Origin of the sequence: Mycobacterium syngnathidarum (assembly GCF_001942625.1) — a bacterium.
Classification (GTDB): domain Bacteria; phylum Actinomycetota; class Actinomycetes; order Mycobacteriales; family Mycobacteriaceae; genus Mycobacterium; species Mycobacterium syngnathidarum.
Genome location: NZ_MLCL01000084.1, coordinates 48,922 through 61,750, shown reverse-complemented (window position 1 = coordinate 61,750; position 12,829 = coordinate 48,922). Strand labels below are relative to the sequence as shown.

Annotated in this window: 15 protein-coding genes; 10 read left to right on the top strand and 5 right to left on the bottom strand. The window is 67.4% G+C overall.

The features are described 5' to 3' along the window. Positions 1-100: 100 nt before the first annotated feature. Complete coding sequence (locus tag BKG60_RS23960; RefSeq protein WP_075910125.1) at positions 101-1,243, bottom strand: PucR family transcriptional regulator; 1,143 nt, start codon at positions 1,241-1,243, stop codon at positions 101-103. Between the two features lie 125 nt (positions 1,244-1,368). On the opposite strand from BKG60_RS23960, the gene BKG60_RS23955 reads away from it, so the two are divergent. From BKG60_RS23955 to BKG60_RS23945, 3 genes are read left to right on the top strand one after another with little or no spacing between them, the layout of a single operon-like run. Further along, positions 1,369-2,997, top strand: coding sequence for an acyl-CoA carboxylase subunit beta (locus BKG60_RS23955; protein ID WP_070187259.1), 1,629 nt, complete (start codon positions 1,369-1,371; stop codon positions 2,995-2,997). Then, positions 2,994-3,281: an acyl-CoA carboxylase subunit epsilon gene (locus tag BKG60_RS23950; RefSeq protein ID WP_070187260.1), complete on the top strand. Its 288-nt coding sequence runs from the start codon at positions 2,994-2,996 to the stop codon at positions 3,279-3,281. The genes BKG60_RS23955 and BKG60_RS23950 overlap by 4 nt, the downstream gene beginning before the upstream one ends. A gap of 11 nt (positions 3,282-3,292) precedes the next feature. Beyond that, a complete protein-coding gene (locus BKG60_RS23945; RefSeq protein ID WP_075910124.1) occupies positions 3,293-3,934 on the top strand; it encodes a Maf family protein in 642 nt (213 codons plus the stop codon). Here the strand turns inward: BKG60_RS23945 and BKG60_RS23940 are convergent. Beyond that, entirely contained in the window at positions 3,931-5,040 is a 1,110-nt protein-coding gene (locus BKG60_RS23940) for an alpha/beta fold hydrolase (protein ID WP_070187262.1), read from the bottom strand. The two genes, BKG60_RS23945 and BKG60_RS23940, sit on opposite strands and share 4 nt — an antisense overlap. 221 nt (positions 5,041-5,261) lie before the next feature. On the opposite strand from BKG60_RS23940, the gene BKG60_RS23935 reads away from it, so the two are divergent. From BKG60_RS23935 to BKG60_RS23910, 6 genes are all read left to right on the top strand, one after another. Beyond that, positions 5,262-5,489, top strand: a complete 228-nt coding sequence (locus BKG60_RS23935) for a hypothetical protein (RefSeq protein WP_230983367.1) — start codon at positions 5,262-5,264, stop codon at positions 5,487-5,489. Between the two features lie 66 nt (positions 5,490-5,555). Continuing rightward, positions 5,556-6,452, top strand: coding sequence for a sulfurtransferase (locus tag BKG60_RS23930; protein WP_070187263.1), 897 nt, complete (start codon positions 5,556-5,558; stop codon positions 6,450-6,452). Next, positions 6,449-6,868 carry a SufE family protein gene (locus BKG60_RS23925; protein WP_070187264.1) on the top strand — a complete coding sequence of 140 codons (420 nt, stop codon included), beginning with the start codon at positions 6,449-6,451 and terminating at the stop codon, positions 6,866-6,868. Before BKG60_RS23930 ends, BKG60_RS23925 begins: the two co-directional genes overlap by 4 nt. Positions 6,869-7,162: 294 nt before the next feature. Next, positions 7,163-8,959: an acetyl-CoA carboxylase biotin carboxylase subunit gene (locus tag BKG60_RS23920; protein WP_070187265.1), complete on the top strand. Its 1,797-nt coding sequence runs from the start codon at positions 7,163-7,165 to the stop codon at positions 8,957-8,959. A 99-nt stretch (positions 8,960-9,058) separates the two neighbouring features. Then, positions 9,059-9,391, top strand: coding sequence for a hypothetical protein (locus tag BKG60_RS23915; protein WP_064849307.1), 333 nt, complete (start codon positions 9,059-9,061; stop codon positions 9,389-9,391). After that, positions 9,388-10,383: a malate dehydrogenase gene (locus BKG60_RS23910; RefSeq protein WP_070947022.1), complete on the top strand. Its 996-nt coding sequence runs from the start codon at positions 9,388-9,390 to the stop codon at positions 10,381-10,383. Before BKG60_RS23915 ends, BKG60_RS23910 begins: the two co-directional genes overlap by 4 nt. A 3-nt stretch (positions 10,384-10,386) precedes the next feature. Here BKG60_RS23910 and BKG60_RS23905 read toward each other — a convergent pair whose 3' ends face one another. Further along, positions 10,387-10,932: a nucleotidyltransferase family protein gene (locus BKG60_RS23905; RefSeq protein ID WP_070187267.1), complete on the bottom strand. Its 546-nt coding sequence runs from the start codon at positions 10,930-10,932 to the stop codon at positions 10,387-10,389. A 195-nt stretch (positions 10,933-11,127) separates the two neighbouring features. Here BKG60_RS23905 and BKG60_RS23900 point away from each other — a divergent pair, with 195 nt between their 5' ends. Continuing rightward, positions 11,128-11,550: an STAS domain-containing protein gene (locus BKG60_RS23900; RefSeq protein ID WP_070187375.1), complete on the top strand. Its 423-nt coding sequence runs from the start codon at positions 11,128-11,130 to the stop codon at positions 11,548-11,550. On the opposite strand, the gene BKG60_RS23895 is transcribed toward BKG60_RS23900, so the two are convergent. Further along, positions 11,521-12,243: an RNA polymerase sigma factor SigF gene (locus tag BKG60_RS23895; RefSeq protein ID WP_234998368.1), complete on the bottom strand. Its 723-nt coding sequence runs from the start codon at positions 12,241-12,243 to the stop codon at positions 11,521-11,523. The two genes, BKG60_RS23900 and BKG60_RS23895, sit on opposite strands and share 30 nt — an antisense overlap. A gap of 26 nt (positions 12,244-12,269) precedes the next feature. Further along, positions 12,270-12,704, bottom strand: a complete 435-nt coding sequence (locus BKG60_RS23890) for an ATP-binding protein (RefSeq protein ID WP_070187269.1) — start codon at positions 12,702-12,704, stop codon at positions 12,270-12,272. Positions 12,705-12,829: the final 125 nt, after the last annotated feature.

The following is a 12,829-nucleotide window of genomic DNA, read 5'->3' as shown; positions in this document are numbered from 1 at the left end:
GTCGGCCGGGATCGAGCTGCGCCTGCCGACTGGCCAGTTATGACACGCGCATCGCTATACGGCGTGCCATAGGTGGCCACTCGCCGGCGAGGCCCGGCACCTACAGCAGATCCGCGTCGGCCAGCTCGGCCGACGACATCGCGATCCGCCGGACCATCAGCACCAGCGTGCCCAGGAAGCGGTCCACCGGATCCTCGAAATCCCACCCCATCGCGGCCTGCACCCGCGCCAACCGGGCCGCGACCGTGCTGTGGTGCACGTGCAGTTCGGCGGCCGTCCGCCGCAACGAGCCGTAGACGAAGAACGCCTCGGTGGTCTGCACGTCGAGATCTCCGGCGGGCGTCGCCGCAATCTCGTTGATACGGGCCACATCTCGATTGCGTCGCACCCGGTCGATCGGGAGGTCGGCCAGCAGCTCCAGCGAGCTGAGCCGCTCATGAGCCACCACCCGCCTACCGAATCCGGTGGACGACGCGAAGCGGAGCGCACGCACGGCTTCATGCCATGAGGTCGACGCGCTGAACGCGCTGCCCACCGATCCGATGCCGATCCACGGGCCCGACGCGGTTCCGGTGTTCACCACCGCCGGGAACTGTTCGACGATGACGCGCTCCAGACGATCCGAAAGCTCGGTCATGTCGAACGATCCCTGGCACACGATCGCGGTGGCGTTGCCGATCACCGCCGACCGCACGGTCGGCGCGGCCAGCTCACCGGTGATGAGGCGGACCGTCTCCCGCGGCGAATGCCCCGATGCCGCCAGCACGCACGTGGGCCTGTTCTCGTCGAGACCCAGGAGCCGGATCGCCCGGGCGCGGTCTTCGCGGTGTTCTTTGGCCGAGAGCACGACCTCCAGCAGTGCGGGGTCGCCCAGATGCGGGGTCCCGCTCACCCCGGTCCGCGCGGCGAGGCGGACCACCAGTCGCCGCAGCCGATCGAGCAGGACAGCATCCAGCGGATGTCCGGGCCCGTCACGCTGTACCCAGACGACGGTCTCGTCGCCCTCCGGCACCGGCGGGGCCCCGGGTTCGATCGGGTCGAGGCGCCCGGATGCGTCGTAGCGGACGACGGTGCCGCCCGGCCACCGGACACCGACCGGGCATCCGGCGATCAGCGCGGCAAACCGCACGGCCGCGTCGACGTTGACCTCCTGCTCCTCCATCGCGTCGAATTGCGCGACGAGCCGCAGCACCGATGCAGGATCGGTGCCCAGTTCGGACAGCACGAGCGGCCCGGTGGTCATGGTCGAGAGCGTAGGCCCACGTCCTGGCGCGGCGTCAGGCCACAGCACACTGCGCCCACCACAGTGACGCGCGCCACGTCCACCTCTCTTAGACCAGTCTTAGGGTTACCGATAGCATCTGACCCATGACGAGCGTTACCGAGCCGTCCGCCGAGCACCAGGTGGACATCCACACCACTGCAGGCAAGCTGGCCGATCTGAAGAGGCGGGCTGAGGAGACGCTGCATCCCGTCGGCGAAGCTGCCGTGGAGAAGGTCCACGCCAAGGGCAAGCTGACGGCCCGCGAGCGCATCCTCGCACTGCTCGACGAGGGGTCGTTCGTCGAACTCGACGCGCTGGCCAAGCACCGCAGCACCAACTTCGGCCTGGAGAGCAACCGGCCGCTGGGCGACGGTGTGATCACCGGCTACGGCACCATCGACGGCCGCGACGTCTGCATCTTCAGCCAGGACGCCACCGTGTTCGGCGGCAGCCTCGGTGAGGTTTACGGCGAGAAGATCGTCAAGGTCCAGGAGCTGGCCATCAAGACCGGCCGCCCGTTGATCGGCATCAACGACGGCGCCGGCGCCCGCATCCAGGAGGGTGTGGTCTCGCTCGGCCTGTACAGCCGGATCTTCCACAACAACATCAAGGCCTCGGGTGTCATCCCGCAGATCTCGCTGATCATGGGTGCCGCGGCCGGTGGCCACGTCTACTCCCCCGCGCTGACCGACTTCGTCGTCATGGTCGACCAGACCAGCCAGATGTTCATCACCGGCCCGGACGTCATCAAGACGGTCACCGGTGAGGACGTCACCATGGAGGAGTTGGGCGGCGCCCACACTCATATGGCCAAGTCCGGCACCGCGCACTACGTCGCCTCCGGTGAGCAGGACGCCTTCGAGTACGTCCGGGACCTGCTGAGCTACCTGCCCCCGAACAACTACGCCGAGCCGCCGCACTACCCGGTGCCCGTGGCGGAGGGCTCGGTCGAGGAGAACCTGACCGACGAGGACATCGAGCTCGACACGCTGATCCCGGATTCCCCGAATCAGCCGTACGACATGCATGAGGTCATCACCCGCATCCTCGACGACGACGAGTTCCTCGAGGTGCAGGCCGGTTACGCGGGCAACATCGTGGTCGGCTTCGGCCGGGTCGACGGGCGCCCGGTCGGCATCGTGGCCAACCAGCCCACCCAGTTCGCCGGCTGCCTCGACATCAACGCCTCGGAGAAGGCCGCCCGGTTCATCCGGACCTGTGACTGCTTCAACATCCCGATCGTCCTGCTGGTCGACGTTCCCGGCTTCCTGCCCGGCACCGACCAGGAGTTCAACGGCATCATCCGGCGCGGCGCCAAGCTGCTCTACGCCTACGGTGAGGCCACGGTCGCCAAGGTCACCGTCATCACCCGTAAGTCCTACGGCGGCGCGTACTGCGTGATGGGTTCCAAGGACATGGGCGCCGACGTGGTCGTCGCCTGGCCGACGGCGCAGATCGCGGTGATGGGCGCATCGGGCGCGGTGGGCTTCGTGTACCGCCAGCAGCTCAAGGAGGCGGCCAAGGACGGCCAAGATGTCGATGCGCTGCGTCTGGAGTTGCAGCAGACCTACGAGGACACGCTGGTCAACCCGTACATCGCGGCCGAGCGCGGCTACGTCGACGCGGTCATCCCGCCGTCGCACACCCGCGGCTACGTGGCCAACGCACTGCGGCTGCTGGAGCGCAAGATCATCCAGATGCCGCCGAAGAAGCACGGGAACATTCCACTGTGAGCGGGGCGAACGATTCAGCTGCTGTGAGTGACGCCGTTACCGAAACCGAGGCTCAGGACGAGCCGAAGACCGACCACGAGGCCCACATCAAGGTGCTGCGCGGTGAGCCCACCGATGAGGAGATGGCCGCGCTGATGGCTGTCCTCAGCAGTGCAGGCGGCGGTGCCGAGGAACCCGTGGTGCGTGACCGCAACATGTGGGGACACCCGGTGGACAAGTTGCGCTACTCGATCTTCAGCTGGCAGCGGGTGACCCTCCTCGAGCGCACCCACATGCGGCGCTAGTGAGCGGCTAGATGACCCGGGTCGTCCTGGGTTCGGCATCGACGGGCCGGCTTGGCGTTCTGCGCCAGGCCGGCCTCGATCCGTTGGTGGTGGTTTCCGGTGTCGACGAGGACGCCGTGTTGGCGTCGTTGGCCGGTGCCCCGCCTGAGCAGATGGTGAGCGGGCTCGCCGCGGCCAAGGCCGACGAGGTGTTCGCACACCTGCCCGCGGCGGTCGCCGGTGACTGCGTCGTGATCGGCTGTGACTCGATGCTGCTTCTCGACGGGCAGTTGTGTGGCAAGCCAGGAGATGTCGGCACCGCTGGACGGCAGTGGCGGGCGATGGCGGGCCGGACGGCCCAGCTGTACTCCGGCCATGCCGTGCTGGTGGTCCGTGACGGGTCGGTCGTCCATCGCGCCGCCGACACCGGCATCACCGCGGTTCGTTTCGGCTCACCCACCGAAGCTGACCTGCAGGCCTATCTCAGCAGCGGCGAACCACTCGGTGTCGCAGGCGGTTTCACGCTTGACGGCCTGGGCGGCTGGTTCATCGACGGCATCGACGGCGACCCGTCCAATGTGATCGGGTTGAGCCTGCCGCTGCTGCGCCGAATGCTGGCCGCGGCCGGTCTGTCGGTGGCGCAGCTCTGGAAAAGTTCGGCGGACACTGCCTAAGCCGTACGTGCAACTCGCGCCCTTCTGGCCGAACCAGCCGTGGCGATGCGCACCGCCTCTTTCGACGCGCGACGGATCAGTTCCATCTCGACTCGTACGAAATTCTGGCGTCGGCCGGCTCCGATCGTCTTGCTTCCGGCACTGAGCCGGTGCACCCACGCATCAGGTTCGATCATCGTGTGTTCCCACGCCTGCGCATCGCGCCAGTCGTGGATGCCGACCGCTTCGGCCTCGCTTCGCAGCACCGCGCCGAGTTCGCGATCGAGCAGTTGGCGCACCGCATCAGCGCCCCGCCACGGGTCGTTGATGAGCCAGGAATGGTAGGCGCCTGGTATCCGGTAGAGCGTCGCGTCGGCTTCATCCGCCAGTTCCAGGGCGCACTCGAACGGCACGATTCCGTCGCTTTCCCCGTGCAGCACCATCGTCGGAATTTCCCGGTCGCGCAGGCGTCGCAGCAGCGCGGCGCATTTACCGGATCGCATCATGGCACGCGCGGCGCCGATGAACCCGGTGTGCGGCAGCATCCGGCCCATCGACACCGCAGTCAGCATTCGCAGGTACCGGTTGACGGCCGCGACTTTCACCAAGATCGGGTCGCGATACAAGTCGGAGACGGCCCCGGCCACCGTGCGCATCATCAGTCGCGGTGAGCGCATGGTGGTCTCCAGCGCGGCATCGAACGAAGCACCTGCCGCGGCATCGATGAGAAGTGCCGCAAGCACCCGCTCGGGCGCGGTCGCGGCGAGCTGTATGACTATCCGACCGCCCATCGAGTGGCCGCAGAAGACGGCCCGCCGAACCCCGAGCACATCGAGCGTGCGCCGAACCAGATCGGTTCGGTCATTCAATTCGTCTGCCTCACAAGGCAAATCGACGGTGTCTCCATGCCCGGCGACGTCGATCGCAATAACGAGGAATCCCAGTGCGGCGATGCGGTTCAGCAGCCGCAGGTAGTGGCGGCGGTTCAGGCCGAGACCGTGCAAGAACACCATCGGCACGCCGCGACCACCGATCGATACGCCCACCTGAAGTCCGTCCTCGAGGTCGAGCACGTGATGCTCGAACCATGCTCTGCGACCTGCGAGATCGGTTGCCACCGTGTTCATCCCGGCTCCTTCTGTGTGGAGCGGGTGTACCCCGGCGCGGCATTTGTAAACACCCGGGGCGCCGTACCCGTTGCGACTCAAGCAGTTCGGTTCCGCTCCGCCATTGCCCGCAACTTTCGGTGCCCGCCGGTGCGCGCAGTGATCAAATTGCAACCTTTTTGTGTGGCGCCACGCCGCGTCGATGTCGCGAATAGTCTCAACCACTGGTTGACACTGGGCCGATGCCAGTCGAAGAAACAATGTGGGATGTTCGCGTGGCACGCGACTTCGAGACATGCGACCTGGAGCGGCTGCGCGCCGCATTCGCCGACATCATCGCCAAACGCCTGTCGCCGGGTAAGCGGCTGCTGCGCGTGGTGACCTGGTCTCAGAACGGCGGCTCTCTCTTCCGCGCCAACAATGGCGCCCGCCGCTTTGCCGTGGCCTACGAGGTCGCGTTCACCGCGTAGCCGGTGATACGCCCGGTCCGGACACTGCTCCGCCACCGATACCGGGACCGACGGTACGCTCTTGGTGTGCCGCTGCCTGCAGATCCCAGCCCAACTCTTGCCGAGTACGCCCATCCGGAGCGCCTGGTCACCGCCGACTGGCTGGCCAGCAACCTGGGTCGGCCCGGTTTGGCCATCGTCGAGTCCGACGAGGATGTCCTGCTCTATGACACCGGCCACATTCCGGGCGCGGTCAAAATCGACTGGCACCTCGACCTCAACGATCCCAATGTGCGCGACTACATCAACGGTGAGCAGTTCGCCGAGTTGATGGACCGCAAGGGCATCGGCCGCGACGACACCGTCGTCATCTACGGCGACAAGAGCAACTGGTGGGCCGCGTACGCGCTGTGGGTGTTCACCTTGTTCGGCCACCCCGATGTGCGCCTGCTCGACGGCGGGCGCGACCTGTGGGTCTCCCAAAGCCGTGACACCACCCTTGAGGTGCCCATCCGCCAGTCCAGCGGTTACCCGGTGGTGGAACGCAACGACGCCCCGATCCGCGCCTATCGAGACGACGTGCTCGCCATCCTCGGTAAGCAGCCGTTGATCGACGTCCGCTCGCCCCAGGAGTACACCGGCGAGCGCACCCACATGCCCGACTACCCCGAAGAGGGCGCGTTGCGCGGCGGGCACATCCCCACCGCCAAGTCGATCCCGTGGGGCAAGGCCGCCAGAGACAACGGGCAGTTCCGCAGCCGCGCCGAACTCGCGGAGCTCTACGGCTTCCTCAAACCCGACGACGAGACGGTGGTGTACTGCCGGATCGGCGAGCGCTCCAGCCACACCTGGTTCGTGCTGACCCACCTGCTCGGGCTGCCCGGCGTGCGCAACTACGACGGCTCGTGGACCGAATGGGGCAACGCAGTGCGGGTCCCGGTGGCCGTCGGCCCCGATGCAGGCCAGGCCCCAGGCGCCTCATGAGTTCGATGCCGGCCGCCCTGGCAGAGGTCGTCTCCGACTTCCAGGAGGTGGCCGGCCAGGACAAGCTCCAGCTGCTGTTGGAGTTCGCCAACGAGCTGCCGCCCTTGCCGAGTCATCTCGAAGAGGCGGCCATGGAACCCGTTCCGGAGTGCCAGTCGCCGTTGTTTCTCGACGTCGACGCCTCCGACCGGGACAAGGTGCGGTTGTTCTTCAGCGCGCCACCGGAGGCGCCGACGACACGCGGGTTCGCCGCGATCCTTGCTGCCGGCCTGGACGGCCAGCCTGCCGATGACATCCTGGCGGTGCCCGACGACTTCTACACCGCACTGGGCCTGGCCGCGTTGATCAGCCCACTGCGACTGCGGGGTATGTCGGCGATGCTGACGCGGATCAAGCGGCGGTTGCGTGGGGCCTGACCGGCCGCACGGATTCGTCCGCCCCAGTCCTTTACCCGCAACTGTGATCCGTTCCGCTCCAGCCGGATTCACAATCGCACAGCGCGACAGGAATGGCCAGATGTGCCCGACGTTGCGCGAACCTACCGATCGGCGCGAGCCCGCTCAACAGCGGCGATGCGGCCATGGGCGGAAATCGGCCAAAACCTACTCACCGGTAACCGATACCGGATTGGGAAGCCTCAAGGTGCGCCGCATAAACTGCCCGCGATAGATTCTTAAAGACGTTTCTTAGAGAACTGCCGAGGAGGCACCGTGGCCAACCACGCCAGCTCAAAGATCTCCAAGGTGCTGGTCGCCAATCGCGGGGAGATCGCGGTCCGGGTGATCCGTGCCGCCAAAGACGCCGGACTTACCAGCGTGGCCGTGTATGCCGAGCCGGACGCCGACGCACCGCACGTGCGGCTCGCCGACGAAGCTTTCGCCCTGGGGGGACAGACCTCAGCCGAGTCCTACCTGGTCTTCGAAAAGATCCTGGACGCCGCAGCGAAGTCCGGCGCGAACGCCATCCACCCGGGCTACGGCTTCCTGTCGGAGAACGCCGACTTCGCCCAGGCCGTGCTCGATGCGGGGTTGATCTGGATCGGGCCGAGCCCGCAGTCCATCCGCGATCTCGGTGACAAGGTCACCGCGCGCCACATCGCCGCCCGCGCGCAGGCACCGCTGGTGCCGGGCACCCCGGATCCGGTCAAGGACGCCGACGAGGTCGTGGCGTTCGCCAAGGAGTACGGCGTGCCGGTCGCGATCAAGGCCGCCTTCGGCGGTGGCGGCCGCGGCATGAAGGTGGCCCGCACCATCGAGGAGATCCCCGAGCTGTTCGAGTCGGCGACCCGTGAGGCCGTCGCCGCGTTCGGTCGCGGCGAGTGCTTCGTCGAGCGCTACCTGGACAAGCCGCGCCACGTCGAGGCCCAGGTGATCGCCGATACGCACGGCAACGTCGTCGTCGCCGGTACCCGCGACTGCTCGCTGCAGCGCCGCTTCCAGAAGCTGGTCGAGGAGGCCCCGGCCCCGTTCCTCACCGACGCGCAGCGCAAGGAGATCCACGAGTCGGCCAAGCGGATCTGCAAGGAGGCCGGATACTACGGCGCCGGCACCGTCGAGTACCTGGTCGGCCAGGACGGCCTGATCTCCTTCCTTGAGGTCAACACCCGTCTGCAGGTGGAACACCCGGTCACCGAGGAGACCTCGGGCATCGACCTGGTGCTGCAGCAGTTCAAGATCGCCAACGGCGAAGCCCTGGACATCACCGAGGATCCGACCCCGCGCGGCCACTCGTTCGAGTTCCGGATCAACGGTGAGGACGCCGGCCGCGGCTTCCTGCCCGCGCCCGGCCCGGTGACCAAGTTCGAGCCCCCGACGGGCCCCGGTGTCCGCATGGACTCCGGTGTGGAGTCCGGTTCGGTGATCGGCGGCCAGTTCGACTCGATGCTGGCCAAGCTGATCGTCACCGGCGCCACCCGCGAAGAGGCCCTGGCCCGCTCGCGCCGTGCGCTGGCCGAGTTCAACGTGGAGGGCCTCGCGACGGTCATCCCGTTCCACCGGGCCGTGACCGCCGACCCCGCCTTCATCGGTGACGGCGAGAAGTTCGACGTGCACACCCGCTGGATCGAGACCGAGTGGGACAACACCGTCGAGCCGTTCACCGGCGGGGACCCGATCGAGGAAGAGGACACCATTCCTCGCCAGACCGTGGTCGTCGAGGTCGGCGGACGCCGCCTCGAGGTGTCGCTGCCCGGTGACCTGGCGCTCGGTGGTGGTGGCGGTGGCGCTGCCGCCGGTGTCGTGCGCAAGAAGCCCAAGGCCCGCAAGCGTGGCGGCGCAGGCGGCGCAGCGGCCTCAGGCGATTCGGTGACCGCACCGATGCAGGGCACCGTGGTCAAGGTGGCCGTCGAAGAAGGCCAGGAAGTGGCCGCGGGTGACCTCGTGGTGGTGCTGGAGGCCATGAAGATGGAGAACCCGGTGACGGCCCACAAGGACGGTGTCATCACCGGTCTGGCCGTCGAAGCCGGTGCCGCCATCACCCAGGGCACCGTGATCGCCGAAATCAAGTAGATCTTTCGCCCCGAGTGGCCACTTGTGGCACGGATTCTGTTGAATCTTGTGTCATAAGTGGCCATTCGGCATTTCTGAGTTCGGCACCGTGGAGGTCTTGTGGAACCTGTGGAGATCAACAACGGCCAGTGGTATCTGCGCGGGCTGCGCGCCGATGACCGGGTCGACGACCGGCCGGCACTCACCGACTTGGGCGAGGACGACTTGGACTACGTTCACGACGCCGCAGACGGCTGGGCCGACGACACCCGCTACACCTGGGCTGTGTGCGAACCGACCACCGGTGAACTGCTCGCCGAGGTCATCCTCGATCCCGTCACCGGTTTCCTGAGCAGCCGGGGCCGCCCTGGCTTCGAGGATGCCGCTGCCATCTCGGAGGACACCGTGCGGCGCTACGCCACGCAGGTGCTCGGACTGGAGGTGCACACGTGAGCACGCCCGCAAGCCCCAAAGTCGTCACGGTCACCGGTGCCGCCGGCCAGATCGGCTACGCCGCGCTGTTCCGCATCGGGGCGGGTGCCCTGCTCGGTCGCGACGTCCCGGTCAAGCTGCGGCTGCTGGAACTGCCGTCGGCGATCCGCGCGGCCGAAGGCGTGGTCATGGAACTGGTCGACAGCGCGTTCGACGGGCTGGTCGACATCGAGATCCATGACGATCCGGTGCGGGCGTTCGACGGTGTCGACGTCGCACTTCTGGTCGGGGCCAGGCCACGCAGCAAAGGCATGGAACGTGCTGACCTGTTGGCCGCGAACGCCGCGATCTTCGCCGAGTCCGGCAAGGCGCTGAACTCCGGCGCGGCCGGTGATGTGCGCATCGTCGTGGTCGGCAATCCGGCGAACACCAACGCCTTGGTGGCCTCGGCCCACGCCCCCGACATCCCCGCCGAGCGGTTCACCGCGCTCACCCGGCTCGACCACAACCGCGCCGTCGCCGCCCTGGCTGCGCACGCCGGCGTGCACGTCACCGACGTGTCGCGGGTGACGGTGTGGGGCAACCACTCGCCGACCATGTACCCGGACATCTTCCACGCGGTCATCGACGGGCGGCCGGGTTCCGACTACGCGGCCGACACCGATTGGCTCACCCAGGAGTTCATCCCGGCCGTCGCCGCCCGCGGCACCGCGATCATCGAAGCTCGTGGCACCTCTTCGGCCGCGTCGGCCGCCAACGCGGCCATCGACCACGTCCGCGATTGGGTCGACGGCACCGACCCCGACGACTGGACATCGGTGGCCCTGCCCTCCCCCGGCGTCTACGGAGTGCCGGAAGGGGTGGTCGCCTCGCTGCCGGTGCGCGCGGTGGACGGCGCGTGGCAGATCGTGGAGGGTCTGGAGGTCAACGAATTCTCCCGGGCCCGAATCGACGCGTCGGTGGCCGAGTTACTCGAGGAGCGCCACGCTGTCGAACAGCTCGGCCTGCTCTAGCAGTCAGCGTTCATCGATGTCGAGGCCGGTGGCCAGGTCAGCGCATTCGACGGCGATGACGTCGTCGCGGCCACCGAGAAACGCCCGGGCCCCCTGGTCGCCGTGCAATGTCGCGGTCAGCTCGGCGAGGTGCCTGCGGGCCATCACGACGGGGTGACCGGGGCGGCCGCCGTAAACGGCACGGGCCAGACCCGAATCGGAGCCGCGTGCCGCACCCAGGACCCGTGCCACCACCTCGGCGCCGACATCGGGGGTGTCTACGGTGTGCAAGACGGCCCAGCCGGCCGGGCCGATGGCCGCCAGCCCGTCGCGCACCGATGCGCTCATGCCGTCGGCCCAGCGGGTGGCCACCACCGCGCGGGCGGGCGCGGGCACCTCGACCACCGCCGCACCCAGCACCACGATCACCTCGTCGCAGCCGCCCCCGGCGAGCGCGGCGACGGCCCGAGCAAGCCAATCCCCTTCTTCGGCAAGAACTTTCGGCATCCCGAACCGACTCCCTGCCCCGGCGGCCAGCAACACCCCGGCAACTGCATCGGAGTTCGGCATCCCAACAGTCTGACCTGGAACCATAAGAATCCACTCAGACGATTGTCCGCCGACATTGATCGCGGTAGGGTCCGTTACAGGTTGAGTTCACAGCCGCAGCGGGCGTCATCGACATACGCGCGGGGACTCCCACCGTTGTCGATCGACGCCGCACCAACAGAACGAATACATGTATTCCGACTGATGGAGCTACCGATGACCGCTATTTCGACGAGCGTACCGATCGACCGGACCGACGATTCGCCGGCCGCCTTCGCCACCCGCTGGCTGCCGCCGTCAACGGCGGTGATCAGCGCCCGCGGCGAGATCGACGCCGTCAACGCAGCCGATTTCGCCGACTACGTGTCGCACCACATCGCCAGGGCCGAGCGGGTCGCGATCGACCTCAGCGAGGTCCACTTCTTCGGCACCGCAGGGTTTTACGCCCTCACCGACATCGAGGTGCGCTGCTCGGCCTCGGATGTCGAATGGGTGGTGGTGCCCAGCAAAGCAGTGAACCGGCTGCTGCGCGTCTGCGACCCGGATTCGGCGTTGCACACGTGCTACAGCGTGGCCGCGGCACTGTCCACATTGAACGGCAAGGCCCCGCTACTGCAGCTGGTCACGAAGTCGCGCTAGCGATTTCGCCAACAGCCTCGAGACGTGCATCTGCGAGACACCGACACGTTCGGCGATCTGCGTCTGCGTCATGGACTCGAAGAACCGGAGCAACAGGACCGTGCGTTCCCGCTCGGGCAACTGCGCGAGCAGTGGCCGCAAGGTTTCCCGATTGTCGATCTGGTCCAGACCGGCGTCGTCGTCGCCGAGCGTGTCGACGATCGCCGGCGCGTCCTCGTTCCCCCCGCCTCCGCTGTCGATGGACAGCGTGTTGTACGAGCTTCCCGCGACCAGGCCTTCGATCACCTCTTCGCGGTCCATGTCGAGTTCTTCGGCCAGCTCGGAGGCGGTCGGGGCCCGGCCCAGCCGCTGAGACAGCTCCGCCGTGGCCGAGCCGAGTCGCAGATGCAGCTCCTTGAGCCGCCGCGGCACCTTCACCGACCAGCTGTTGTCCCTGAAGTGGCGGCGGACCTCCCCCATGATCGTCGGCACCGCGAAGGACACGAAGTCTGATCCGGCCTCGACATCGAACCGGTTGACCGCATTGACCAGGCCGACCCGCGCCACTTGCGTCAAGTCTTCGCGTGATTCGCCGCGGCCGTCGAACCGCCGGGCGATGTGGTCGGCGAGCGGCAGACACCGCTCGACGATCCGCTCACGTTGGCGCTCGTAAGCCGACGAGTCCTCGGACATTCCGCTGAGTTCGCGAAACATTTCGCGAACGTCCGCATATTCGGACGTCACCGCAGCAGGCTCGCTCGTCTCGTCGTGAGGGTGATGCCGGATACCTGACCGGCTTCGGGCCCGTCCCCGTCGGTGAACGTCTTGACCTCGTCGGTCAGGGAACTCAAGACGTGCCAGCTGAAGCTGCCCGGCTCGACCACCGCGGAACCGGTGCAGGTGGTCGAGGCGGTGATCACCACCGCATCCTCGCTCGGGTCGACGATCAAACGCAGGCTCGAATCCGGGACGGCGGCCCGGATCAACGCTGTGCAGGCCTCGTCCACCGCCAGCCGCAGGTCGGCGACAACGTCGAAATCGAGGTCCTCGAACGCTGCGACGGCGGCGACAAGCGTGCGCACCACGGCCAGGTTCTCCAGCCTGGCCGCGACCCGAATCTCCACCGACCGCTCTCCACGGCTCGACGGCATGGACTGGCCCTGTTCGTCGGCCATTTCACCTCCCGGCATCTCGGATCGACAGTATCCCAACTGGGACCCTAGTCTCACGAGACCGCTCTGCTGATGACGCTCGCACGGTGTTGAATCACAACGCTCCGAGCAGTTTCCACCGGACGCGC